Source organism: Bradyrhizobium paxllaeri (assembly GCF_001693515.2).
Classification (GTDB): domain Bacteria; phylum Pseudomonadota; class Alphaproteobacteria; order Rhizobiales; family Xanthobacteraceae; genus Bradyrhizobium; species Bradyrhizobium paxllaeri.
The window spans coordinates 329,851-354,867 of sequence record NZ_CP042968.1 but is presented as its reverse complement, the minus strand read 5'-3'; the positions used below and the strand labels follow the sequence as shown (position 1 = coordinate 354,867).

The window sequence follows — 25,017 nt, the reverse complement described above, 5'->3', positions numbered from 1 at the left end:
CAGACTTGCCGCGCCAGCCGGGAACGAATCGGATGGGAGCGGCATAGGCCTTGCGAGGTCCCTATCGCAGTGGGGCGTTACGTCCCAAAACGTGACAGTTTTTGCCGGTTGCGGTGTGCGATGCTGGATGCCGATCGACCAGAGGAAATCCTGGATGGCGAGTTCGTCAATCTCGACGAGCCGCCCTGCGTCGAGCTGGTGCCAGTGACCCAGCCGGTGCAGTGGTCGCCAAGACGGGCGATCCCGCGGCCCGATCCGACCTTCCTTGCGCAGTTGATCGCGACCGCCGATCAGGCGCCGCAAACCCGCAGCCTGCGCCGGGCCTCGCTGGCCGACGCACAGACCGCCTATGGCGCCAGCCAGATCCGGCGCTGCAGCGCCGGCCTCCGGACACGGCAAACCATCTAGATTCTGGGGAATCAGCGCTGAGGCGTGTCCGGTTTATCCGGGGATGGCGTTGGGCCTGGACCCGGCTGCAGCCCCGGCGACGGGACTTCCGGCGATGAGGCCTCGTGCGATGTGGCTTCCGGGGAAGGCGTTTTCGGCGAGACCACTTCGGGAACGACCGGGGCTGCCTCGGGCGCGACGGTGGGCGCGGGCGGCACCGGTTTCGGTTCGGGGTGATCCTTCAACACGGATTCGGCAACAGAGGCTGCTGCCGGCGCCGCTGGTGCAACGGGCGCAGGTGCTGCTGCCGGCGCCGGCTCGATTTTGGGCTCGGCTACGGGGGCTTCCACCTTTTCGGCGCTTTTCGGTGCAGGCGCCGGCGCCGCGGCAACGGCACGGCGCCGCGTCCGCAGGGCGAGGCCGGAGAGGAAATCCACCAGCGCGAGCGCCGTCATCAGGAAGTAGGTCGACGTGCCGAACTTCGGCCACAGCACGAATTCGGCGGCCGCCGCACCGAACACGATCAGTGACAGCAGGTGGTCGGTCAGATATTTCGCGCCGGGGCGCGCGCCTTTGATGACTTCGGCAAGCAGCAGCAAAATGCTGAGCGTGAGCAGCACGTCGCTCAACGACACCGCCCACTCCGCGCCCGACATCAGCGTCACCTTTACCAGAGGATCGGTGAACGACACCTCCGGCATCAGGAAGACGATGATGTTGTAGATCGCGAGCGGAATCAGAAGCAGCGGAAAACCGACCATGGGTATCGCGCCTTGCTAGGAAAACCGGAATGTCCCCGGGCAAAGCACCCCGCCTCGCCCCTCGGGAACCGTTGGCCCACTCGTTGGCCAAATTCGGGCAGACGCCGCCGAAAGCGGCGCCTTATCCCCTATCCGGTCAGGATTCCTTCTTCTTCAGCACCTGCCGGCCCTTGTACATGCCGGTCTTCAGGTCGAGATGGTGCGGACGGCGCAGTTCGCCGGAATCCTTGTCCTCGACATAGGTCGGCTTCTTCAGCGCGTCCGCCGAGCGGCGCATGCCACGCCGCGAGGGCGATGTTTTTCTTCTCGGAACGGCCATAACGGTCCTCTAGGGGTGTTGTCGGAGGCATCGTCCGAAACCGGACGGCCCAGCGCTTCGTGCACGGGCTACGATGCCGATAAGGCCGCGCTTATAGAGGAACGGACGGCGTAAAGCTAGGCCGCCTTACGGTAAAAACAGCCGAAAATTGGCTCAGAAGGCACGATTCTCGCTCCAGCAACGCTGCAAGGCCACGGCATTGGCGCGCGCCATGTAAGTCCCGGCCAGGCGGCGCACCCCGGGGCCGGGATTCCGGGCGCTGCGCTTGACCGGATTGGGCAGGATTGCCGCCAGCAAGGCCGCCTCGCGTGCCGAAAGCGTCACCGCCGACCGGCCAAACGCGTACTTCGACCCGGCCTCGACCCCGAACTGCCCGGACGGGCCCAGTTCAGCGATGTTGAGGTAGATTTCCAGGATCCGCTGCTTCGGAAGCACCAGATCGATCCACATCGCCAGCGGCAGTTCCAGCGCCTTGCGGACCACGCTGCGGCCCGGCCACAGGAACAGATTCTTGGCCACCTGCTGGGTGATGGTCGAGCCGCCCCGGGTGGGCTCGCCATCCTCCGCATCGTCGATCGCGTCCTGCAGGGCCCCCCAATCGACCCCGCGATGGCTGCAGAATCTGGCGTCCTCGGAACCCACCACCGAGCGCGGCAGGTAGGGCGACATCGCGTTGAAATCGATCCATTGCCGCGTTACCGGCGCGCCCTTGAGCCAGCGCCAGGCCATCAGCGTCGAGACCGGATGGCCGGTGCGGTAGAACGGCGTCACCACATAGGGCAGCAGCAGCACCGCCAGCAGGATCAGCACTAAAATTCGGACAATGCGCAAATCGGATGCTTCCGGTTCAGACCAAGCCGTCCAGGACCGGTGAACAGGCCCCACCCAAGTGACATCTCCATGATATTTCGGGAGTTTTCCAGCGCTTTTGTGACGGAAGTCATGGAATTGACGAAGCCTCTGGCATCAACGATTGTCCGGGCCAAATTTGATCTGGAGCTATTCTTAATGACCACCGCCACTGCCGATTTTGCCAAACGACTGGACCAGACCGCCGAGGATACCGAAGCGCTGCTGGCGAAGCTGCTGTCCGATACGCTGTTACCCGACGAGATCGCCCGGCCGAAGCGGCTGATGGACGCGATGCGCTATTCCAGCCTCGGCGGCGGCAAGCGGCTGCGGCCCTTTCTGGTGGTCGAAAGCTCGGCCGTGTTCGGCGTCCCGCGTGAGGCGGGCCTTTTGGTCGGCGCTGCCCTGGAATGCATCCACTGCTATTCCCTGATCCATGACGATCTACCGGCGATGGACAACAGCGATTTGCGCCGGGGCCGGCCGACGCTGCACAAGAAGACCGACGACGCCACCGCGATCCTCGCCGGCGACGGGTTGCTGACGCTGGCCTTCGACATCGTCACCCGCGACGAGATCCACAAGGACGCCACGGTGCGCCTGCTTTTGACGCGGGCGCTGGCGCGCGCCTCCGGCATCGGCGGCATGGTCGGCGGCCAGATCCTCGACCTCGCCGGCGAAGGCCGGTTCGGCGATCGGGAACCGGTCGACGTGGCGCGGCTGCAGCAGATGAAGACCGGCGCGCTGTTGCGCTACGGCTGCATCGCCGGCGCGATCCTCGGCCAGTCCTCGCAAAAGGAATACCAGGCGCTCGACGATTACGGCCGCGCGCTGGGCGAGGCCTTCCAGATCGCCGACGATTTGCTCGACGTCGAGGGCGATGCCGCAGCGCTCGGCAAGCCGGCCGGCGCCGACGCGGCGCTCGGCAAGACCACTTTTGTAACGCAGCTCGGCATCGAAGGCGCCAAGCAGCGCGTGCGGGACCTCCTGGCGCGAGCGGATTCGGCGTTGTCGGTGTTCGGCGCCAAGGGCGACGTGTTGCGGGCCGCCGCGCGCTTCGTCGCGGAGCGCAAGAACTAGCGCGCAACCAAAGGCAACGGATGAGCAGGGAATTCGAAGATCACCTTGTTCGGTTCCGAAACCTGCCGCTGCCGGTCCGCGTCATCTATGGGCGACCGCGCACCTTCCTCGCGATCGCGCTCGGCATCGCCGTCTTCTTCCTGCTGCCCGACACGCGTCGGCTGGCGACACGTCTCATCGTCGGCTGGGATGTGTTTGCCGCGCTCTACCTCGTGCTCGCCTACATCATGATGCTGCGCTGTGACACCGGCCATATCAGGCGCAGCGCGGTGCTGCAGGACGACGGCCGTTTCCTGCTGCTGCTGTTGACCGCACTCGGCGCTTTCGCGAGCCTTGCCGCCATCGTGTTCGAGCTCGGCGCCTCGAAGGGCAGCACGCCCGGGCTGATCCTGGCCATGGTGACGATCGCGCTGTCATGGGCGATCGTTCACACCGCCTTCTCGCTGCACTACGCGCACGAATTCTACCGCGGGAGCAAGCCCGGCGGCCTGCAGTTTCCGAGCGGCGAGAAGCCTGCCGAGGCCGACTATTGGGACTTCGTCTACTTCTCGTTCGTGATCGGCATGACCGCGCAGGTTTCCGATGTCGGCATTACCGACCGGGTGATCCGCCGCACCGCGACGGTGCACGGCATCATTTCGTTCGTGTTCAACACGGCGCTGCTGGCCTTGATGGTGAATATCGCGGCGAGCGCGATCTGAGTCTCTGCCGTCCCGGCCTCGAACCGGGCCGGAAGGCCCCGTCGTCAGGACAGGGAAACGATGCAGATACAAAATATCGAAAACAACCCCATGCAAAGTAGAACGGGCCCCGGTCCGCTGGGCTCACGCCGCCTGCGGCCGCGGCGCGAGACGGTCCGTTGTCACGGCCTGGCCTGATCCCTCCCGCTCTTGAGGCCGGCTCTGATTGAATCAGCCCCGGGCTTGAGATGCGTGTTTTGGCGCCTTTTCTTGACGCGAACCGGTGCCGCTCGAAAAGGCTCTACGGGCACACGCCTGACATGATGGCGCCGAAGGAGTGGCAACCCGTCGCACGTTCCTGGCCGGTAAGCGGACGACCTGAAGACGACATCCCTGCACCAGTCGGTCCTTGAGAACGCGTGACAATAGCTTGCCTGGGCTGACGAGCTTGCCGTACTTCCGGATCCCGATCCCGTCTTGTTTCCGGCCTGTCGCGCTTGGCGACCGGCCTGGCGCGGCGCTTCTCGCATTCATTGTCGTCGTTGAGGTACGAACCCTCGACACAGACGATCTTGGTGCAGCGCTCGCCCTCGGCCTTGAAACCATGCTCGCAGACCAGCGGGCACACCCGCGACGACTTCAACTTGATCGTATCGAGCGTGTCGACGCTGGCGACCTTGGTGTCGAGCTTGGTTCCCGCGTAGCGGTTGAACTGCGTCAGCGACCGCTGCGAGGCGTTATTCCAGTTGCCGTCGGCGTTGCCGGAGAGGCAACCGACGCGGCGCAGTTCGGCCTGCACTGACTTGGTAACGTCAGGCTGCTGCGTGGCCGGCGTAAGCGCCGCCACGTCCATCGGCTTGTCCTTGTCGGCCGCAGCCTTGTCCGCGGCGGCGCTTTCGGCGGCGACGCGCTTCTGTTCGGCCGCGGCAGCCTGATCCTGCGCCACCTGCTTGGCCTTCTCGGCCGCGATGCGCGCCTGCTCGGCGGCCTTGGCTTCCGCCTCGGCCTTGGCCTGTTGCGACTTCCGCGCGCCTTCGGCAGCGAGCCGCGCCCGCTCCTGTTCGGCCAGCCGGGCTTTTTCGGTTGCCGCGACGCGCGTCTCCTCGGCGGCGATCTTGTCGAGCTGAAGCTTGGCGAGGCTCGAATAGAAGCCGTCGGGATACTGCGCAAGGAAGGCGTTGAGCGCGCTCTTGTTGCCGATCTGTAGCGCCAGCTCGTAATCGCGGCGGACTTCGGCCTGTGCGTTCAGGGCCGGCGCAGGCGCCGCCGCGGCGGGCGCCGGGCGAGCCGGCACCAGCGGCACGTCTTCACCGCCGAGCGAGCCATACACAAACGGTTCCTGCCGGTTGTTGGTGGTCTTCAGCACCTCGTCGCGGACGAAGCCGAACGCGCGGCGCACGTCGAGGCCGGGCTTGGTCAGATGATGCGACAGCGCCGCGGTGAACGGGCTGTTGTTGCCATCGCCGTCGGCTGCGGTCGATCCGGCCTTGGCCGAATAGGCGATCAGGACGTTCGGGCTGGTCGGCTCGACCTTGGCAAGGCCCTGCCCGATCGCGCGCGACGCAACGGTGCGCTTCATGGTGCGGGAGAACGGGTTGTCGCGGCAGGCGTCGAGAATCACGAGCCGCAGCTTCTTGGCCGGCTCGATCGCGATCAGGATACGATCGAGCGAGAAAGCCTCGTCATAAACGTCGGTGTCGCGTTCCAGCCGTGCATCGACCGGAATCAGGTAGTTCGCGCCGTCCACCTCGATGCCGTGACCGGCATAATAGACCACCGCGATATCGGCATCGCGCGCCCGGTCAGCAAAGTCGCGCAGCGCGCGGCGGGTCTCGGCCGCCGCCAGGTCGCGGCGGGAATCGACGACATCGAAGCCGGCGTCTTTCAGCGTCGCGGCCATCTTGCTGCTGTCGTTAACGGGATTGGCGAGCGGTGCGACATTCTGGTAGCTGGAGTTGCCCAGCACCAGCGCCACGCGCTTTTCGGCAAGGGCCGGTCCGCTCACGAACAGGAGGGTGGCCGCTGCAGCGGCCCATTGAAGCAGTTTCAGCGATCCAGATTTCTTCATAACACTTGTTCCGGAGCTACGCTCTTTTTACCACACCGGCCTGCCTACCAGAAGCCGCGGCCCGGCTTTGTGAGTTAAGTCACGAACCACGCCAACGTGAAACGTGTCCTCATTATTTCCTTAGTCAGACGACCGGGCCGCAAGGTTCGGCCACTGCCGACGCCATTTCTGCCGGGGTTCCCGGATCGGGCGGCACCCGGCGGCAGCCTCATGGGACAAATCCCTTCTGCCGCAGCGATGCGAGCGTTCGCCTTTTCTCAATAGCGCAATCTGCCGGTTCATGGCTTAATTCACCCCGAACAATTTCTGTTATTCCGGGAGGAAATCCGTGAATCCTGACCGATCGACCGTCGAAGCCGTCGTGCAGCATTATTTCGACGGCCTGTATGAGGGCGACGCCGAAAGGCTCGGCGCGATCTTCGACGCGACCGCCGACCTGCGCTGGCTTGAAAAAGGCGAGCTGCAGGTTTTGACCGTGCCGGACTGGCTCGATCGCGTGCGCAAGCGTCCGTCTGCCAAGGCTGAAGGCAAGCCGCGCGAGGACTTCATCGTCACCATCGACCGCTCGGACGACCAGACCGCCTTCATCAAGGTGCGCTGCCAATTGCCGCCGCGTTATTTCACCGACTATCTGGTGGCGATGAAACTGCGCGACGGCTGGAAGATCGTCTCGAAATCCTACCGCTACGATCTGCGCGAGTAATCCGTATCGGAAGATCGCGGTGTAGAGCCATCATTGCCTGCGCCAAACGCGAAGCGTTTGCGCAAGGGAGCGATAGCAACGGTCGGCTCTTGTCGACAGGCCCCTATTCCGCCGCCGCGTTCCTGCCGGGACCGCCGACGAAGCCTGCCGCATCGCCGAACCGCTCGATCATGACCGCGGTGAGGTCCTTCGCCTTGCTGGTGACGCAGGCACCGGAGCGCACGGCGTAGCGGTCCTGATGTTTCAGGTGCGGCGGCGCTTCTCCCTTTTGCAGCGCGCGGGCGGCATCCATGACAAGCTTGCGGAAATGCATGATGCCGAGATCGGTCGGGCCGAGATGTTCGCGGGCGCGGTCGGCGATCGGGCCCTGGCTGTCCTGCACGGCGGCATCCTGCTCGGAGACGCCCTTGATGCCGGTGTAGCTGGAGGTCTTCTGCAGCTTGCGATCGATCAGGTAGTCGTTCGACTTGTTGCGCAGCGGCACATAATTCTCGTCGACCACGGCCATGACGCCGTTGCCGCGATCATAGCCATCGCGTTCGGCCTGCGTCAGCGGACGTTCCGGATTCCACGCATAGGTGTAGATCCAGCAATTGGTGTCCGTCACCGGCACAAAACTCTGACCGAAAATATTCTCGCCGGGCATCGAGCTTGGCGCATAGGCGTGCACCGGCATCAGGAACTGGGCGATACGCCAGTAGATATTGTCTGATCCGGTCAGCCGCCCGCCCGCGACCGTCAGGCCGGCCTCGTGCGGATTGATCTTGATCACCGGGCGCGGATCTTCGGCGATCCATCGCATGTGGTCGGTCGCCACCCGCGTCAGCGGGTTCACAAAATGCTTCTTGATGTCGAGGATTTCGTTCTCTTCCTTCTCGAAGGAAAGATGCGCGAAGGTGAAATGCGCGGTGTCGATCGAGCCTTCCAGCGCCTGCACCCAGTTGCAGTCCTGCCATTTCTTGGTGACGTAGCGGTGCGACGGCGGCACCAGCGCCATTTCCAGATCAGGCAATTCCGGCATCTGGTCCGCCGGGCCCATATACGCCCATATCATGTCGCCCCATTCGCGCGCCGGATAGGACTTGATGCGGATCAAGTCCTTGGCGTTGAGATCCGGGTAGGACGTCGGCATGTCGACGCAACGGCCGTCGGTATCGAACTTCCAGCCGTGATAGACGCAGCGGATGCCGCATTCCTCATTGCGGCCGAGCCAGAGATTGGCGCCGCGATGCGGGCAATATTGATCGATGACCCCGACCACGCCGCGCGTATCTCGGAAGGCAAGCAACTCCTCGCCCATGACGACGATCTTCTTCGGCGTGCCGTCGGGCTCGGACAGCTCTTCGGAAAGTAGTACGGGAATCCAGAATCGCCGCAGCAATTCGCCCATGCCGGTGCCTGCACCGCTCTCGGTGAGGAATTTGTTGTCTTCGGCGCGGAGCATCGGGCGTCCTCCGGATGTTTTTGCTTTTGGCGGAGCTTGACGCAGACGCGGCTAGGCGTCAACGCGAATGCAGCAGTAGGGTGGGCAAAGCGCAGCGTGCCCACCATCGATCAACGAGTCATGGCGTGAAATGGTGGGCACGCTGCGCTTTGCCCACCCTACGAAAATTACACCGGCCTCTCCCCCTTCACCGTCACCCGCGTGCCTGAACGCGTATGCGGCCAGTAGTCCCACATCGCGCGGTGCTGGGCGCAGCGGTTGTCCCAGAAGGCGATAGCGTTTTCGGTCCAGCGGAAGCGGCACTGGAACAGCGGGTTTTCCGCGTGCTGGTAGAGATAGGCCAGCATGGCGTCGCTCTCGTCGCGGGGGACACCGATAATGTGGCGGGTGAAGCCGCGGTTGACGTAGAGCGCTTTCTTGCCGGTGACCGGATGGGTTCGTACGACCGGATGTTCGGCGCGCGGATATTCGGGACGATCGGCGACGCCGTAATTGGCGTAGAGCCCGCGATAGGTCTGCTCGCCGTCGTGCAGCGCGGTGAGCCCGTCGAGATAGGTCTTCATCTTCTCCGACAGCGCCTCATAGGCCGCATACATGTTGGCGAACAGCGTATCGCCGCCGCGCGGCGGGCATTGCTTGATGTAGAGGATCGAGCCCATCGGCGGTTCGAGGTCGCAGGACACATCCGAGTGCCAGCCCTCGCCATTGGCGCGCGGCGAATCCTTGTCGGCGTAGATCTTCATCAGCGCCGGATCGCCCTCGTTGGGCGCCGCCGGATGCACGTGCAGTTCGCCGAACTTGCGGCCAAAGGCGAGATGTTGGTCGGAGCTGATATGCTGGTCACGAAAGAAGATCACGAGATTCTCGGCGAGCGCGCGATGGATCTCGTCCATCTGGCGATTGGAGCGCGCGTCGTTCGAGACGAGCTTGCCGATGTCGACGCCGGAGATTTCCGCGCCGATGATCGGCGTCAGTTTTTCAACCGCAATGGTCTCGTAGGGATCGCTGTCGTCGGCGAGATGGCGGTAGCGCGGGCCTTGTTTGCCGGACAGCGAGGACATGGGCGATCTCCCAATCGTTTTTGATTGAGACGCATCGTAACCGAGGTGGGGCGAAGCGCAATCTCTCCGCGACGTCGTCCCGGCGGACGCCGGGACCCATAACCACAGGAGTTCATTGTTACGGAGGCTGGAGCCACAACCCGGCATAACCACGAAACCCTGTGGTTATGGGTCCCCGCGCCCCGTGCGCAATTGCGCACTAGGCGGGGACGACGGAGAAATCTTACTCCGCCGCGGTCGTTTCCGGCGTCTTGGCACCCGCGCCATAACGCTGGTCGATATAATCGATCACCAGCGCCTTGAAATCGGCGGCAATGGTCGGGCCGCGCAGGGTGCGGAACTTCTTGCCGTCTACGAACACCGGCGCGGCCGGGGCTTCGCCGGTGCCGGGCAGCGAGATGCCGATATTGGCGTGCTTGGATTCGCCGGGGCCGTTGACGATGCAGCCCATGACAGCGACGTTGAGCTGCTCGACGCCGGGATATTGCGTCTTCCAGGTCGGCATCTCGTCGCGGATGAAGTCCTGAATCGAGCGCGCCAGCTCCTGGAACGTGGTCGAGGTGGTGCGGCCGCAGCCCGGGCATGCCGCAACCAGCGGCACGAAGGTGCGGAAGCCCATGGTCTGCAGCAATTCCTGCGCGACCTGCACCTCAAGGGTACGATCGCCGCCGGGTTCGGGCGTCAGCGAAATGCGGATGGTGTCGCCGATGCCGTCCTGCAGGAGGATGCCGAGCGCGGCGGACGAGGCCACGATGCCCTTCGAGCCCATGCCGGCTTCGGTGAGGCCGAGATGGATCGCGTAGTCCGAGCGCGCGGCGAGCGTCTGGTAGACCGCGATCAGGTCCTGCACGGCGGAAACCTTCGCCGAAAGAATCATCTTGTTCTTGGGCATGCCGAGCTCTTGCGCCCGCGCCGCGGAAAGCAATGCTGACTGCACCATGGCTTCGCGGGTCACCGCGCGTGCATCGCGCGGGTTTGGCGAGGCCGTGTTCTCGTCCATCAGCTTGGTCAGCAGCTCCTGATCGAGCGAACCCCAGTTGGCGCCGATACGGACCGCCTTGTTGTTCTTGTTGGCGATCTCGATGATGTCGGCGAACTGGCTGTCGCGCTTGTTCTTGAAGCCGACATTGCCGGGATTGATGCGGTACTTGTCGAGCGCCTCGGCACAGGCCGGATATTCGGCGAGCAGCTTGTGACCGATATAGTGGAAGTCGCCGATCAAAGGCGTGGTGATGCCGCGCTTGCGCAGGCCGTCACGGATATGCGGGACGGCGGCAGCCGCCTCCTCGCGATCGACGGTGATGCGCACCATTTCCGATCCGGCGCGCGACAGCGCCGCGACCTGCGCGATCGTGCCATCGACGTCGGCGGTGTCGGTATTGGTCATCGACTGCACGACGATCGGCCCCCCCCCGCCGACGGCAACATTGCCGACCATGACCTGGGTGGTTTTATGCCGGGCCTTGGGGCCTGCGACGTCGTCTTGCGGGATTATTTCGGGCTTGTTCATGGGGCCTCGAATATCAGGTTTTGGTGACAATCACCAAGTGGGCGCCGAAAGCGCTGTGCGCCTCGTCACACTTTGATTTTTGTCTTGTATCTTCAATGGCTTATGGCGATCGCGGCGGCCGGCAGCAGGGCAAAAGACCTCGTCTTCCGTTAACCGCTATATTGGACAGGAATCGCCGAATTGAAAGGGCGGGCATCCCTCCCGGCCGCCTTTTCATAGCCCGATGCAGGCTCTAGCATCAGCCTAAAATAACGGGAGGCCATCCATGTCGGGGCATAACGGGCTCATCTCGACGGCGGAACTCGCTGATATCCTGGACCGGCCGAATTTGCGCCTGTTCGACTGCACCACCTATCTCGAACCCGCGCCCGAAGGCTCCAGCCAGCCCTATCTCACCGTCCCCGGGCGGCACACCTTCGAAGCCGGGCACATTCCCGGTGCGGACTTTCTCGATCTGCAGGGCGAATTTTCCGACGCCACTACCGAGCTTCGCTTCATGATGCCTGACGTGGCGCAGCTTGAGGCCGCGTTCGGCCGTCACGGCGTATCCAATGACAGCTGCGTGGTGCTGTACAGCCTCGGCACCCCGATGTGGGCGACGCGGTTCTGGTGGATGCTCACATCGCTGGGCTTCGAGAACGTATCTGTGCTCGACGGCGGCCTCGACAAATGGAAATTCGAGGGACGTCCGCTCGATACGGGGCCTGCGAAGGGATATAAGCCGGCGACGTTCATCGCCGAACCGAAGGACGGATTTTTCGTCGACAAGCACGAAACGCTTGCCGCAACGTCCGAGCATGGCACCGTCGTCGTCAACGCCCTCGGCCCGCAGTTTCACAGGGGATTGGAGCCCAGCCGCTACGGCCGGCCCGGCCGCGTGCCCGGCAGTTGCAACGTCTCGGCCGCGACGCTGCTCGATCCCAAAACCAAGGCCTTCGTGCCGCTCGCCGAGGCTGAAGCCAAATTCAAGGCGCAGGGGATCACGAAAGACAAGCGTGTGGTCGCCTATTGCGGCGGCGGCATCTCGGCGACGGTCGATCTGTTTCTGCTGCACCGGCTTGGCTACGACAACCTCACCCTCTACGACGGCTCGATGGGCGAATGGGCCAAGGATGCGTCGCTGCCGATCGAGACGGGGTAGACTCTCTCCCCGTCATTGCGAGCGAAGCGAAGCAATCCATCTCTCCACTCGCGCTGAAGCATGGATTGCTTCGTCGCTACGCTCCTCGCAATGACGCCGGAAGCACTACGCCGGCACGTTCGGATCCGGCACCACCTTCGGATCGGGCTTGTTGACAAGATAAAGCCCTGCGATGACCAGCAGCGCCGCGACGCCGAACGCGATCGTCAGCGTGTCGTGCAGGATGAAATAGGCGGCGACGACGCCGAACAGCGGCGTGAAGAATGTAAATGACGAGAGCTTGCTCGCCGAGTAGGTCTTCACCAGTGCAAACCATAGCACGAAGGTGCATCCCACCACCCAGATCGCCTGATAGGCCAGGAGCGAAATCGACAACGCGCTCGGCATGTGCGTGATCTCCTCGCCGAACAGCAGCGATGCGGCGCCGAGGATCGGAATCGACACAGCCGCCTGATAGCTGAGCGCCTTCTCAGGCGCGGCGTTACGAAGCTTCGTGCCTTTCGCAATCAGCGTGGTCGCGCCCCACAGCGCGCCGCCGCCTACCACCAGCAGATCGCCCAGCAGCACTTTTGCATCGACGTTTGCCTGCGGCACACCGATCGCCAGCGCGACGCCGGCAAAGCTGAGGCCCAACCCACTCCATTGCAGCATGCTCAACCGCTCGCCGAGAAACTGGTAGGAGCCCAGCGCGACGAAGAATGGCGCGGTGTAGAGGAACACGGCGGCGCGCGACGCCGAGGTGAATACCAGCCCCGTGAAGATCAGCACGAATTCGATCCCGAACAATGTGCCGGCCAAGAGGCCGGGCCACAGCGAGCCGTCGCGCTCGAAGAATTTTACGCCGCGCAGCCATCCGGCGAACAGCATGACCGGCAGAGCGCCGGCGGAACGGATCAGCGCCTGCATCATCGGCGGCACATCGGGCAGCGCGAGCTTGACCGCGATCTGATTGAACCCCCAGCTCAGGCACAGCATCAGCATCAAGGCGATCGCGCCCGGGGTGAGCGCACGCCCGGTGGAAGGTTCTAATGGCTTGGACGACATCTATCCTCGTGACCGGCTTGCCGCCGTGTTCTTTATTTCTGGCAATGGGCGCAGGTGCCGGCGATCTCGACGACGGAAAGCTTTGGGGCGAAACCTGACGCGCGCGCCGCCGCGTTGAGGCTTTGCGCTACGGGGGCTGCCGGAATTTCGCCGACGGAGCCGCAGAGTTCGCAGATCAAAAATGCCACCATCGAGGTCTCGTCATGGTCATGCGCACAGGCGAGGAACGCGTTGCGGCTTTCGATCCGATGGACGAGGCCGTTCTCCATCAGGAAATCGAGCGCGCGGTAGACCGTGATCGGCGCCGGGCGCGGCATCGATTTGGCCAGTTCGTCGATCACCTCATAGGCGCCGAGTGGGCGGTGGCTCGACAGCAGCGCCTGCAGCACCTGGCGGCGGATCGGGGTGAATTTCTGCGCCCGCCGCGCGCAAACCTGCTCGGCATGGGCGATCGCTTCCGCAGTGCAGCGGCCGTGATCGTGGTCCGGCGCGGGAAACGTTGGCTTTGTCAGGGTCATCTTAACCTTTTGTAGCACCTCTGCCCGCCAATCCAAAAGCCCGGCCGCCTATTGGTTCCCAGCCATGTGCTGGAAGCGGGTCAGGCCATCTTTAACTCGGCATGCGAAATTCATAAGCAAGCTTATTATATCGCTAGCTTATGGAGGCTGAGGGCGATGCGCGGTTCGGTGGACATGAATTTCCTGTTTACGCTCGGCGAGGTGCAGCGGATGATGCGCGCCTATGCCGATCGGCAGGCCGCACGCTACGGCATCACCCGCGCGCAATGGGCGGTTCTGGCCAAGGTCGAACGGACCGAGGGCCTGAAGCAATCGGAACTCGCCGAACAGATGGAGATGCAGCCGATCACGCTGACGCGGCTGATCGACAAGCTCTGCGACAATGGCTGGATCGAGCGCCGCGGCGACGAGAACGACCGCCGCGTCAACCGCCTCTATCTGCGCAAGGCCGCGCGCCCGCTGCTCGGCAAGCTTGCCGGACTGCGCTCCGAACTGACGGCGACCGCGCTCGACGGCATCAACCCCGCCGATGCGCACCGCCTGCTCGACCAACTCGACCTGATCAAGGAGAACGTCCGCAACGCGATCCAGCATCCTGCGAACGAACCTCCGCGAAAGGAGCAGCGTTATGGCTGATCCCGTGCTCAAATTTCCGCCCGAGCAGAAGGGCGCTCCCACAACGCGGCCGAAGCTTGCGGCTGAGCCGCGCCGCCGGCTGCTGGCCGGCCTGCGCCGCTATCGCCGCTTCCTGCTGCTCGTGGTGCTGCCGCTGGTCGCGCTGGTGGCCGGCGTGACGTTCTACCTCAACGGCGGCCGCTACGTGACCACCGACGACGCCTATGTCGGCGCGCAAAAGGTTCTGATCACGCCCGACATCTCCGGCAAGATCGAGAAGGTCGTGGTGAAGGAGGGCCAGCAGGTCAATCCCGGCGACGTGCTGTTCGAGTTCGATCCAGTGCCGTTCCGCCTCGCCGTCGCGCAGGCCAAGGCCAACCTCGCGCAAGCCAACGTCACCTACGACAATCTGATCGCGGACCTCAAGATCTACAGCCAGATGAGCGAGCTGTCGCAACAGGGCATGGAGCTGAAGCGGCGCGATGTCGAACGCAAGTCTTCGCTGGTGAAGAATAATTTCGGCTCGCAGCTCGACCTCGACAATGCATCGACCGCCCTCGTCACCGCGAGCGCGCAGTATCAGCTGCTGCAGCAGAAGATCGCGACGGCCAAGGCGCAACTGCTCGGCAATCCAGACCTGCCGCTCGCGGAATTCCCGCCCTATGCCCAGGCCAAGGCGGCGCTCGACCAGGCCCAGCGCAATCTCGACCACACGGTGATGCGCGCGCCGATGCCGGGCGTTGCCACCCAGGTCGAGCAGATTCAGCTCGGCCGCTTCGTCACCGCCGGTACGCCGGTGTTCAGCATCATCGACACCTCTAACCCCTGGGTCGACGCCAACCCGAAGGAATCCGATTTCACCTATGTCGCGGTCGGGCAGTCCGTCACGCTGGAGGTCGACGCCTTTCCGAACCATCCGTTCAAGGGCACGGTCGGCTCGCTCTCGCCCGGCACCGGCGCGCAATTCGCGATCCTGCCGCCGCAAAATGCGTCGGGCAATTTCGTCAAGGTGGTGCAGCGTGTGCCGGTGCGGATCTATTTCGACAAGAACGACAAGTTCGTCCGCAAGCTGAAAGCCGGCATGAGCGTCTACGCCACCATCGATACCAAGCATAGCCGGTCGCTGTCGGCGCTGCTTGGCCTGTCGCCCGCGGTGGCCAACCAGGACCACGATTAGCGCCATGGCAACGCCGGGCCAGCCATCGGCATCCATTCCCGGCCTGCGCCGGAACATGGTGACGATCTGCGCCATGACGGCGACCATCATGCAGGCGCTGGACACGACGATCGCCAATGTCGCGCTGCCCTACATGCAGGGCACGCTGTCGGCATCGCAGGACCAGATCAACTGGGTGCTGACCTCCTACATCGTCGCCGCCGCGATCATGACCGCGCCGGTCGGGTGGATCGCCAACCGCTTCGGCCGAAAGAGCATCTTTATCATCTGCTCGGCCGGCTTCACCCTTGCGTCCGTGATGTGCGGACTGGCGCAGGATATCACCCAGATGGTGGTGTTTCGCCTGCTGCAGGGCGTGTTCGGCGCAGCCCTGGTGCCGCTGTCGCAGGCGGTGATGCTCGATTCCTACGCGCTGCACGAACGCGCCAAGGCGATGGCGATCTGGGGCATGGGCGTGATGATGGGCCCGATCATGGGTCCCTCGCTCGGCGCCTGGCTGACCGAGACCTATTCCTGGCACTGGGTGTTCTTCGTCAACCTGCCGTTCGGCGTCATCACCGTGCTCGGCCTTATCATCTTCATGGACGAGACGAAGAAGGATCTTGGGCTGCGCTTCGACTGGTTCGGGTTCACCGCATTGGCGATCGCGATCGGCGCGCTGCAGCTCGCACTCGACCGCGGCGAGCAGCTCGGCTGGCTGGAATCCAACGAGATCATCGCCGAATTCATCGTCGCCGGCATCGGCTTCTACTATTTCCTGGCGCATTCGCTGACGACGCAGCATCCGTTCATCCAGTTCGCGCTGTTCAAGGACAAGAACTTCGTCGCCGGATGCGTGTTCATGGCGGTGATGGGACTGGTGCTGTTCTCCACCATGGCGCTGTCGTCGCCGTTCCTGCAGAACGTGATCGGATATCCGATCATCACCGCCGGGCTTCTGCTGGCGAGCCGCGGCTGCGGCACGTTCGTGGCGATGATGCTGGTCGGCCGCATGATGAACCATATCGAGGCGCGAACGCTGATCGTGTCGGGCCTTGGCATCACCTGCCTGTCGCTATACTACATGACAGGCTGGACCGACCAGACCGGCGCGACCGAGATCGTCATCATCAGCGTGGTGCAGGGCTTTGGTTTTGGTCTCGTCTTCGTGCCGCTGTCCACGGTAGCGTTCCTGACGCTGCCCAATCATCTGCGCACCGACGGCACCTCGATGCTGACCCTGATGCGCAATGTCGCCAGCTCGATCGGGATCTCACTGGTGATCGCGCAGCTGACACAGGGCACGCGCTACACCTACGCGGTCCTGTCCGAGCACATCAACCCGTTCAATCACGCGCTGCAGATGCCGAACGTGCGCGGCATGATCGATCTCGCGACCGACACCGGCCGCGCCATGGCCGACATGATGGTCAAGGTGCAGGCGCAGATCATCGCATTCTCGCACGACTACCAGTTGGTGATGATCTTCACCGCCTGCGCGATCCCGCTCGCCATCATGATCGGTTCGACCAAGGCCACCCTGCGCCAGCAATCGGCCGCGCCTGACCATGCCGTGATGGAGTAGCGCGCCGCGCCGGATCTATTTCGCCGCGCCCTGCTTGGCCTGCAGGCTCAACCACATGCCGCCAAGCGACAACACGCCGCCGATCAGATGGACCATGGTCGGCGCCTCCCCGAGGAACAGGATCGACAGCACCGCGCTGACGATCGGGCCGAGATAGAGGCTGAGCGACGTCGACACCGCGCCGAACTTCGCGCCGAGATAGGCATAGGCCGCATAGGCAAACAGCCCGGGAACGAGCCCTGCAAAGAGATAGACCAGCGCCGCGCGGCCGCTGAACGCGGCAGCAGGCGTAGACCACATTTCATGGATGGCAAAGGGCAGCGAGAACATCGCGCCCGCTGCCGCGAACAGGCCGATCCGCGCCAGAAAACTTACGCCGCTGCCGACCCGGTTCTGCAGCAGGGTGTAGCCCGCCCAGCCCAGCATGGCCATCAGCGCCAACAGATCGCCGGTCACCACGCCGGCACCGATGGCGGCATTCCCCTTGGTAATGATCAGGCCCGCGCCGGCCAGCGACAGCAGCATGCCGATGATCTGGCTTCGGTGGATGGGTTCCTGGCCCGATATGAACGAGTACAGCAGCACCGCAAGCGGCGCGAGCGCCATGATCAGCGCGAGGTTGATCGCCGAAGTCGTGACGCCGGCGAGATAGACCGGGCCGCCGCAGATAAACATGCCGAGGAAACCGGCCGCCACGATGCCCAGCGTCTGCCCCTGCAACACGCCGGGCTTTTCCCGCAACGCCATCACAATGACCGGCAGAAGGCCGAGCGCGACGATGCTCCAGCGAAAGAACGCGATCGAGAACGGCGGCACGCTCCCGGCGACGCCGCGCGCCAGGATCATGTTGGAGACCTGAGCGGTCGCAACCAAGAGGAAGCCGAGCAGGCCCAACACTTCATGCGTCTTGCCGGCGGCTTCCTTGGGTTCGATCATGTGCAATCCGGTGCTGACGCCCTGTAGATGCCACGATCTTAACGCGCCGGCTCACCGGCAGCTATAGCTCGAAGCCTGCTTTGCATCTCCGTTGCCATTCCATGTCGTCCGCAGCGGATAGACGCAGACGGGATAGCTGAGGCTGTTGTCACGCGAGGTCAGCAGGATTTCGCCGGGCGCCGTGCCCTTCTCGACCCAATCGGTCAGCGTCGTGAAGAACTGATCCTGCTCGCGTGTCGGGGTCTGGTTGGCGTTACCCGGAAGCTTTGGCAACGGCACGCTGTCGTTCTTGCCGCCGACGGTATAGGCCCGGCCTTGCGAAGAGTGCGCCGAACCCGGCACGAGATACATTCGCATGAACTTCTGTACCTCGGCATCGCCGCCCATCGCCGCCACCACGCGCTCGTGATAATTGATGTTGCCGGCGGGCGGGATCGCGTCGTCGACCAGGCCCGTGTAGACGATCACCTTGCGGCCGAGATCGCGCAACTTGCCAAGGTCCGCCTTGTCGGTGATGAGGTCGCTGAACAGCGTCGGCTGCAGCGCGACGCCCTTGTTCACGGCGTCGGCGAGCCCGGCGTAATCCAACTCCAGCCATTTGTTGCGCACATTGGTCGAGGCATTCGCGATCGGTTCGCCTGACGACGTACTGGCATCCGTCGCGTAGCTGACATCCTGCAGCGCCAGAGCGACGCCGTAGGAGGAGGCGCTGGTGATCAGGTTGCCGATGGCCGTGCTCCTGGTGAACGTCCACCAGAGCTGATTCTTGCCGAGCGACTTGCCGGACCGCGCCTCGGCGCTCTGCGCGGCATCGAAACTTCCATCGCTGGTCGCGCCGTACCAGATCCGGTTCAGCGCATGCGCCTCCTTGAGGTTCATGCAGGCCGCGGCATCGGCATTTTTGCTGGTGACGCCCTCGCCGGCCTCGCCCGCGCACAGGATGTCGGCATCGCGCGCAGGATTGTAGTCGCAGGCAAAGGGATCGAGCAGGAAGCCGAGGCCCGCCTTGTCGCAGGCGGCGACCGCGCGCTTGTTGGCGGCGGCGATTTTGGCGGCGAAGGCCGTGGCCTTCGGCTTGTCCGCCGAGGTAAAGCCGAGCTCGGTCTTCATCACGATCTGCGGATAGAGACCCGCCGTTCCGAATTTCGCGATGCTCAGCGCCGGCTGCGCGATCATGTAGCCGTCATACAGTTCAGGGTATTCCTGCACGAGCTTCAGGCCTTGCCGGCCGCCCTGCGAATGGCCGTCGTAGTAGGTATATTTCGGCGCCTTGCCGTAATAGAGGTTGACCAGCGCCTTGGTCTTGACGGCCTGTTCCACCATGGCGCGCACCGAGAAATCGCGCAGCGATTCCACATTGACCTTGCCGTCCGACAGGAACGCGAACGAGCCATCCTGATACCAGGGCTGGCCCGCGTCGGTCGTGCCCGAGGCGTATCCGATATTGGCGTTGACGATCGCCGGCACCTTGCTGCCGATCTTGTCCTGATAGCGATGACCGCCGCCGACCCATCCGCCCCCGCCATAATTGCGGATGCGCTCGTTCCAGTTGGCATGCGTCGGCAGCCAGACCTCGATGCCGATACCTTCGGAGTACGAGCGCGCCTTCTTGCCCTTTTCCGCCGTGGCGCCGCAACCGACCAACAGCTTCACGAGGCACAGATCGGCCGCCGCCGTCACCGGCTGCGGTGCGTCAGGCGCTTTCAGCTCCTCGCCCTTCTTCACCAGCCGAACCGCGACGACCTTGGTGTCGGCGTCAGGGCGGAACGCCGTCTTGATCCCGTCATCGCAGGAAAGCGTATCGGCCCAAGCCGGCGAGAGATAACCGCAGGCAGCAAACAGCAATGTTGCGCCAATGGCCTTCCGTTTCATGATCGACATCGTCTCGCTCCCCCTTACGTCTTCTCGTTTTCCATTCCTGATAGTTACGCCTTCGGCATGGTCAGCGGCCGCGATTCGCGGGTCTGGGCCGCGAGCCTGATCGCGGCGTTGGCGGCGCCGAAACCGTGATAGTTGCGGCGCTCGACGATCTCGAAGAAAAACCGCTCGTCGAACGCGTGGGTATAGACCTGGAAGAACTCGCCCTCGCCTTCGCGGTCGTAGAGAATCTGATTGTGGCGAAGCGCGGCCATCATGTCGGCATCGAGGCCGTACTTGGCTTCGATGTCGTCGTAATAATTGTCGGGAATCTTGAGGAAATCCGCGCCCCGCGCGCGCATGTCGGCGATCGCCGCGAAGATGTCGCCGCAGGAGAACGCGACATGCTGCACACCCGAGCCGAAGAATTCGTGGATGAAACGGGCCGACAGCGTGCGGGTGGCTGAGGAGCCGTTGAGCACCATGCGCAGGCCCTGATTGCCGTTGATCAACGCCTGGCTCTGCACCAGCCCGACCGGGTCCGCGATCTCCATCTGCGGCAGCCGTTCCAGATCGAGAATGCCGGTATAGAACAGCAGCCACGACAGCATCTCGTCATAGGGCATGGATTGCGAGATATGATCGACAGCATCGAGCCGGTCGCCGGAGGCATCGCTGCGCAGCGATTCGAAATCGAGGTCCCAGTTCTTGCCGGCCTGTTCGAGGAAATACAGCAGGCTGCCGCCGACGCCGCGGATCGCAGGAATTTCCAGTTCGCCCGGCCCGACCGGCTGGTAGAAGGTCCGCGCCTGCAACGCTTCCGCCCGCGCCATGGTCCTGCCGGCATCATCAACGTCGACGGCGACGGCGCAGACGCCAGGGCCATGCGCGACAAAGTGCGAATGCGCAAAGCCGTCCGGCTCGCAGTTGATGACGAGGTCGATATGGCCCTGCGACCAGCGCTCGACGTCCTTGCTGCGATGCGCACCGGTCTTGCGGAAACCGAGCTGGCCGAACAGCGCGGCGAGGCTTTTGGCTTTTTCCTCGCTCACGGCGAATTCGATGAAGCCGACGCCACGCGTGCGCGCTTTCGGCGACAGCGGCGCTGCCGAAGCACTCGGAGCCGCCGCGCGGACGTCGTCCTCGATCAGGATCAGCGAGCGCAGCCCGTCGGTTGCGGTGCGGACTGCGGAGCCGGCGCGGAACTGATCGTTGAATATTTCCAGCGACAGCGGGCCGGCATAACCCGTGGCCAATACGTCCTGCACGAAACGTGCGACCGGCAAATCGCCCTGACCGGGGAAGCAGCGGAAGTGCCGGCTCCAGGACAGCACATCGAGGCCGAGTTTCGGCGCGTCAGCCAGCTGCACCAGAAAGATCTTGTCGGCGGGAATCGATTGGATCGGCAGCGTCGGAAACGACGGCGCCAGCGCATGAAAACTGTCGAGGATGACGCCGATCGATTGGTGGTCGGCGCGCCGCACGATCTCCCAGGCGTCGCGGTAGTCGTTGACGTGACGGCCCCAGGCGAGTGCCTCATAGCCGACGCGCAGGCCCCGCGCGGCGGCCCGCTCGCCCAGCTCGCGGAAATCAGCAGCCGCGCGATCGATGCCGCCGAGCGAGGCCGGCGAGATGTTGCTGCAGATCAGCATCAAATCGGTCTGTAATTCCAGCGTCAGGTCGAACTTGCGCTCGGCGCGCGCAAAATTCCGCCCGCGCTGCGGCTCCGGCATGCCCTCGAAGTCGCGGAACGGCTGGAAGGCACAGATCGACAGCCCGAGATCCCGGCACATCTGGCCGACGTCGCGCGGGCTGCCGTTGAACGAGAGCAGATCGTTCTCGAAGATCTCGACGGCTTTGAACCCGGCCTCGGCGATCGCGCGCAGCTTTTCGTCGAGCGCGCCGCTGAGCGAAACGGTAGCGATCGAGCGTTTGTTCATGCGGCCGTCTCCGTCATGGCGCCGCCGAGGAACAATTGGCCGATGCGGGGATCGTTCAGCACGCGGTCGGCCTTGTCGACGAGCCGGGTCTGGCCGAGTTCGAGCACGATGCCGTAATCGGAAATCTCCAGCGCCGAGCGCGCGTTCTGCTCGATCATCAGGATCGATACGCCGCGGTCGCGCAATTCCTTCAGGATGTTGAACGTCTGCTGCACCATCAGCGGCGATAGCCCGATCGACGGTTCGTCGATCAGCACCAGTTGCGGATTGAGCAGCAGGCCGCGGACGATTTCGAGCTGCTTCTGCTCGCCGCCCGACAGCGTGGACGCCTGCTGCGTCGCCTTCTTGCGCAGCACCGGGAACTTGTCGAGCGCGGCCTCGATCCTGGCGGGCAGATCGGCGATGTCGCGCGCGACAACGGCGCCGAGCTGGATGTTGTCGCGCACGGACAGCTCGGGGAAGATGTTGCGGCCCTGCGGCACGTAGCAGACGCCTGCATTGAGCAGTTCGCGCTGGCTGAGCCCGGTGACGTCACGCCCCTTGAATACGACCTTGCCTTCGCGCAGCTTCAACAGGCCGAAGATCGCCTTGAACACGGTGGATTTTCCCGCGCCGTTCGGCCCGATCACGGTGGTGATGGAGCCTGCCGGCACCGAAAAACTGGTGCCGTTGAGGATCGTCATCTTGCCGTAGCCGCCGATGAGGCCTTGAACATCGAGGATGGCATCGCTCATGGGATCGATCCCTTTAGTGGCCGAGATAGGCTTCGATGACGGCGGGATTGGCGCGCACCTCGGCCGGCGTACCCATCGCCAACAGCTTGCCTTCCGCCATCACCATCACGCGCGTGCACAGCGACATCACGAATTCCATGTTGTGCTCGATCACGACAAAAGTGGCGCGCTTCTCGCGATTGATCGCCGCCAGCCGTTCCTTGAGATCGCCAAGCATGGTGAGGTTGACGCCCCCGGCGGGCTCATCGAGCAGCACCAGCCGCGGCCCGCCCATGAACGCCATCGCGGCGTCGAGCAGTTTTTGCTGGCCGTAGGACAGGCCGCCTGCGGCCTCAGTGGCGAGATGATCGAGCTTGAAGAAGCCGATCATCTGGTCGGCCGCCGCTGATAATCCGGCATCCGATGGACCGAACAGCCGCGACATCATGTTGCCCTGGTGCTCCTGGCCGGCGAGGATCAAATTTTCCCGCACCGACAGCTTCGGGAATACCTGCAGGAGCTGGAAGGTGCGGCTGACGCCGAGGCGATTCAGTTCGGACGGTCGTAATCCCGTAACGACCTTGCCGTCGACCTTCACCTCGCCATCGGTCGGCGTGAGCTGGCCGAGGATGCAGTTGAACAGCGTGGACTTGCCGCAGCCGTTCGGGCCGATCAGGCCGAGGATCTCGCCCTCCTGCACGTCGAAGCTGATGCCATCGACGGCCTTGATGCCGCCAAAGCTCTTCTTGACATTGCTGACTTCGAGGACTGCGGTCATGGCGCCGTCTCCAGTCTCGATTTGGCAACCGCGCGCAGCGCCGATGCCGCCTTGGTGCGGCGCTCGGCCAGATAGCGATCGAGGATGCCGAGGATGCCGGTCGGCGAATAGATCAGCAGCAACATCACGGCGACCGCGTACAGCATCAGGTAGTAGCCTTGGGTGAAGCGCAGCCATTCCGGCAGCAACACGGCGATCATGGCGCCGAGGAACGGACCGAAGAAGAATCCGGAGCCGCCGACGATCACCATCATCAGGAGGTCGAGCGAGAGCGAGAGATTGAACGGGACGGGATCGATATATTGCGTCAGCGGTGCATAGAGCGTGCCTGCGACACCGCCAAGGGCCGAGCCGATCGCAAAGGCCATCAGCGTGTAGCGCCTTGTGTCGATGCCGAGCGACAGCGCCCGCACCGGGTTTTCGCGCAGCGCCACGAAGGCGCGGCCCCAGGGCGAGCGGATCAGCCACCACATTGCGAGCGAGACGACGGCGAGCGATCCGAGACAGAAATAGTAAAACGGCAGCGGCCGGTTGGTGGCGAAGCCGAGGACATTGGGCCGCGGAATGCCTGAGATGCCGTAGATGCCCTTGGTGAGCCAGTCCTCGTTGCGGAACACCAGGAACGCGAGCGTCGAGAACGCCAGCGTCACGAAGGCCAGATAGTGATGCTGCACGCGCAGCGCGGGATAGCCGAGGATCCAGCCGATCGCAAAGCACAGCACGATGGCGACGCCGAGCGCTGCAATCAGCGGCAGACCCTGCGTTGTCATGATCGCCGCCGCATAGGCGCCGATGCCGACGAATGCGCCCTGCGCCAGCGACACCTGGCCGGCATATCCGAGCGTCAGGTTGAGCCCCATCGCAGCGATCGTCATCACCGCCCACTGGCTCAGGATATAGAGGCCATAGCGGTTAAAATTCATCGGCACGATGATCAGGGCCACGATGACGGCGATGCCGAGAGCGATGCGCCAATATTTTCCGTTGATGGTCATACCGTGCGCTCCTCGGGCCGGCCGAGCAGGCCCTGCGGCCGGAACAGGATGATGACGATCAGAAGAACCATCGGCACCGCGGCGCGATACTGCGTCGACACATAGGCCGCGGCCAGATTGTCCACGACGCCGATCAACAGCCCGCCGGCGATGGCGCCGCGCACCTGGTTGAACCCGCCGACGATCGCCGCGATGAATGCCGCCTGCCCCAGAACCTCGCCGGAGGAGAATTTCGCGAGATAGATCGGCGTGATCAGCAGCGAGGCCAGCGCCACCAGAAAGGCGTTGATCAGGAACGTCAGCAGGATCATACGCTCGACGGGCACACCGATGATGCGGGCAACCGTCGGGTTCTGCGCGGTCGCCTGCATCTGGTGACCGATCGAGGTGCGGTTCAGCAGCATCGTCAGGCCGATCACCACGGCGATCGCGAGCGCGAGCACGCCGAGGCTCTGCAACGACACCACGCGGCCGAGGATCGAGACGTCACCGGCCGGCACGATAGAGGGAAATGGCGAGGCCTCGGCGCTGAAAAACTGCTTCACCGCTTCCTTCATGCCGATCGCCAGCGCCATGGTCGCGATCGCCAGCGGCAGCACGCCATGCCGCAGCATCGGATCGACCAGCAGCAGCTTGAAGCCCAGCCCGAGCAGCAGCAGCGACAGCACGATGCCTGCGATGATGGCGAGCCAGAACGGCGCGCCGGCGTGCATCACCGCCAGCATCAGGAACGCCGGCAGCATCACGAATTCGCCTTGCGCGAAATTGATGGTCTGCGACGTCTGCCACAACAGCGTGAACCCGACCGCGACAAGGGCATAGATCGCCCCGGTCGCCAGGCCTGCCACGAGAAGATCGAGCAGATTGGACATGCTTC

24 protein-coding genes are annotated in these 25,017 nt (G+C 63.9%); 8 read left to right on the top strand and 16 right to left on the bottom strand.

All coding sequences use genetic code 11. From position 1 onward, the window contains the following. The first annotated feature begins 120 nt into the window (after positions 1-120). Positions 121-408, top strand: coding sequence for a hypothetical protein (locus LMTR21_RS01655; RefSeq protein ID WP_246175003.1), 288 nt, complete (start codon positions 121-123; stop codon positions 406-408). An 11-nt stretch (positions 409-419) separates the two neighbouring features. Here LMTR21_RS01655 and LMTR21_RS01650 read toward each other — a convergent pair whose 3' ends face one another. The 3 genes from LMTR21_RS01650 to mtgA all read right to left on the bottom strand — a co-directional run bounded on the left by LMTR21_RS01650 (position 420) and on the right by mtgA (position 2,298). After that, complete coding sequence (locus LMTR21_RS01650; RefSeq protein ID WP_065750500.1) at positions 420-1,148, bottom strand: hypothetical protein; 729 nt, start codon at positions 1,146-1,148, stop codon at positions 420-422. 136 nt (positions 1,149-1,284) lie between these two features. Then, positions 1,285-1,467: a 50S ribosomal protein L32 gene (gene rpmF / locus LMTR21_RS01645; RefSeq protein ID WP_024509484.1), complete on the bottom strand. Its 183-nt coding sequence runs from the start codon at positions 1,465-1,467 to the stop codon at positions 1,285-1,287. Between the two features lie 153 nt (positions 1,468-1,620). Next, complete coding sequence (gene mtgA, locus LMTR21_RS01640; protein WP_065750499.1) at positions 1,621-2,298, bottom strand: monofunctional biosynthetic peptidoglycan transglycosylase; 678 nt, start codon at positions 2,296-2,298, stop codon at positions 1,621-1,623. Between the two features lie 177 nt (positions 2,299-2,475). Here mtgA and LMTR21_RS01635 point away from each other — a divergent pair, with 177 nt between their 5' ends. Continuing rightward, the gene (locus LMTR21_RS01635; protein WP_065750563.1) at positions 2,476-3,396 is read left to right on the top strand and encodes a polyprenyl synthetase family protein; all 921 of its coding nucleotides are present in this window, start codon (positions 2,476-2,478) and stop codon (positions 3,394-3,396) included. Between the two features lie 20 nt (positions 3,397-3,416). Then, positions 3,417-4,097, top strand: coding sequence for a DUF1345 domain-containing protein (locus LMTR21_RS01630; RefSeq protein WP_065750498.1), 681 nt, complete (start codon positions 3,417-3,419; stop codon positions 4,095-4,097). A gap of 280 nt (positions 4,098-4,377) precedes the next feature. Here LMTR21_RS01630 and LMTR21_RS01625 read toward each other — a convergent pair whose 3' ends face one another. Beyond that, positions 4,378-6,144, bottom strand: a complete 1,767-nt coding sequence (locus LMTR21_RS01625; RefSeq protein WP_084030378.1) for a caspase family protein — start codon at positions 6,142-6,144, stop codon at positions 4,378-4,380. Between the two features lie 328 nt (positions 6,145-6,472). On the opposite strand from LMTR21_RS01625, the gene LMTR21_RS01620 reads away from it, so the two are divergent. Continuing rightward, positions 6,473-6,847: a nuclear transport factor 2 family protein gene (locus LMTR21_RS01620; RefSeq protein WP_065750497.1), complete on the top strand. Its 375-nt coding sequence runs from the start codon at positions 6,473-6,475 to the stop codon at positions 6,845-6,847. 103 nt (positions 6,848-6,950) lie between these two features. Here the strand turns inward: LMTR21_RS01620 and LMTR21_RS01615 are convergent, their stop codons facing one another. The 3 genes from LMTR21_RS01615 to ispG all read right to left on the bottom strand — a co-directional run bounded on the left by LMTR21_RS01615 (position 6,951) and on the right by ispG (position 10,862). Continuing rightward, the gene (locus LMTR21_RS01615) at positions 6,951-8,291 is read right to left on the bottom strand and encodes a Rieske 2Fe-2S domain-containing protein (protein ID WP_065750496.1); all 1,341 of its coding nucleotides are present in this window, start codon (positions 8,289-8,291) and stop codon (positions 6,951-6,953) included. Between the two features lie 167 nt (positions 8,292-8,458). Beyond that, positions 8,459-9,352, bottom strand: a complete 894-nt coding sequence (locus LMTR21_RS01610; protein WP_065750495.1) for a TauD/TfdA dioxygenase family protein — start codon at positions 9,350-9,352, stop codon at positions 8,459-8,461. Positions 9,353-9,575: 223 nt separating this feature from the next. Next, entirely contained in the window at positions 9,576-10,862 is a 1,287-nt protein-coding gene (ispG, locus tag LMTR21_RS01605; RefSeq protein ID WP_065750494.1) for a flavodoxin-dependent (E)-4-hydroxy-3-methylbut-2-enyl-diphosphate synthase, read from the bottom strand. Positions 10,863-11,127: 265 nt separating this feature from the next. Here ispG and LMTR21_RS01600 point away from each other — a divergent pair, with 265 nt between their 5' ends. Further along, the gene (locus LMTR21_RS01600; protein WP_065750493.1) at positions 11,128-12,003 is read left to right on the top strand and encodes a sulfurtransferase; all 876 of its coding nucleotides are present in this window, start codon (positions 11,128-11,130) and stop codon (positions 12,001-12,003) included. A gap of 105 nt (positions 12,004-12,108) precedes the next feature. Here the strand turns inward: LMTR21_RS01600 and LMTR21_RS01595 are convergent, their stop codons facing one another. Further along, positions 12,109-13,047, bottom strand: coding sequence for a DMT family transporter (locus LMTR21_RS01595; protein WP_065750492.1), 939 nt, complete (start codon positions 13,045-13,047; stop codon positions 12,109-12,111). Between the two features lie 32 nt (positions 13,048-13,079). Beyond that, positions 13,080-13,565: a Fur family transcriptional regulator gene (locus LMTR21_RS01590; protein ID WP_065750491.1), complete on the bottom strand. Its 486-nt coding sequence runs from the start codon at positions 13,563-13,565 to the stop codon at positions 13,080-13,082. A gap of 156 nt (positions 13,566-13,721) precedes the next feature. On the opposite strand from LMTR21_RS01590, the gene LMTR21_RS01585 reads away from it, so the two are divergent. From LMTR21_RS01585 to LMTR21_RS01575, 3 genes are read left to right on the top strand one after another with little or no spacing between them, the layout of a single operon-like run. Beyond that, positions 13,722-14,201 (top strand): MarR family winged helix-turn-helix transcriptional regulator, encoded by a 480-nt coding sequence (locus LMTR21_RS01585; protein WP_065750490.1) that lies wholly within the window; start codon positions 13,722-13,724, stop codon positions 14,199-14,201. Continuing rightward, positions 14,194-15,357 (top strand): HlyD family secretion protein, encoded by a 1,164-nt coding sequence (locus LMTR21_RS01580; RefSeq protein WP_065750489.1) that lies wholly within the window; start codon positions 14,194-14,196, stop codon positions 15,355-15,357. The genes LMTR21_RS01585 and LMTR21_RS01580 overlap by 8 nt, the downstream gene beginning before the upstream one ends. Positions 15,358-15,361: 4 nt before the next feature. Next, positions 15,362-16,921, top strand: coding sequence for an MDR family MFS transporter (locus tag LMTR21_RS01575; protein ID WP_065750488.1), 1,560 nt, complete (start codon positions 15,362-15,364; stop codon positions 16,919-16,921). Between the two features lie 15 nt (positions 16,922-16,936). On the opposite strand, the gene LMTR21_RS01570 is transcribed toward LMTR21_RS01575, so the two are convergent. From LMTR21_RS01570 to LMTR21_RS01540, 7 genes are read right to left on the bottom strand one after another with little or no spacing between them, the layout of a single operon-like run. Further along, positions 16,937-17,857: a DMT family transporter gene (locus tag LMTR21_RS01570; RefSeq protein WP_065750487.1), complete on the bottom strand. Its 921-nt coding sequence runs from the start codon at positions 17,855-17,857 to the stop codon at positions 16,937-16,939. A gap of 51 nt (positions 17,858-17,908) precedes the next feature. Then, positions 17,909-19,738: a tannase/feruloyl esterase family alpha/beta hydrolase gene (locus LMTR21_RS01565; protein WP_065750486.1), complete on the bottom strand. Its 1,830-nt coding sequence runs from the start codon at positions 19,736-19,738 to the stop codon at positions 17,909-17,911. A 44-nt stretch (positions 19,739-19,782) separates the two neighbouring features. After that, complete coding sequence (locus LMTR21_RS01560; protein ID WP_065750485.1) at positions 19,783-21,654, bottom strand: bifunctional sugar phosphate isomerase/epimerase/4-hydroxyphenylpyruvate dioxygenase family protein; 1,872 nt, start codon at positions 21,652-21,654, stop codon at positions 19,783-19,785. Beyond that, a complete protein-coding gene (locus LMTR21_RS01555) occupies positions 21,651-22,388 on the bottom strand; it encodes an ABC transporter ATP-binding protein (RefSeq protein WP_065750484.1) in 738 nt (245 codons plus the stop codon). Before LMTR21_RS01555 ends, LMTR21_RS01560 begins: the two co-directional genes overlap by 4 nt. A 13-nt stretch (positions 22,389-22,401) precedes the next feature. Then, complete coding sequence (locus LMTR21_RS01550; RefSeq protein ID WP_065750483.1) at positions 22,402-23,145, bottom strand: ABC transporter ATP-binding protein; 744 nt, start codon at positions 23,143-23,145, stop codon at positions 22,402-22,404. Continuing rightward, the gene (locus LMTR21_RS01545; RefSeq protein ID WP_065750482.1) at positions 23,142-24,140 is read right to left on the bottom strand and encodes a branched-chain amino acid ABC transporter permease; all 999 of its coding nucleotides are present in this window, start codon (positions 24,138-24,140) and stop codon (positions 23,142-23,144) included. Before LMTR21_RS01545 ends, LMTR21_RS01550 begins: the two co-directional genes overlap by 4 nt. Beyond that, positions 24,137-25,012, bottom strand: coding sequence for a branched-chain amino acid ABC transporter permease (locus LMTR21_RS01540; RefSeq protein ID WP_065750481.1), 876 nt, complete (start codon positions 25,010-25,012; stop codon positions 24,137-24,139). The genes LMTR21_RS01545 and LMTR21_RS01540 overlap by 4 nt, the downstream gene beginning before the upstream one ends. Positions 25,013-25,017: the final 5 nt, after the last annotated feature.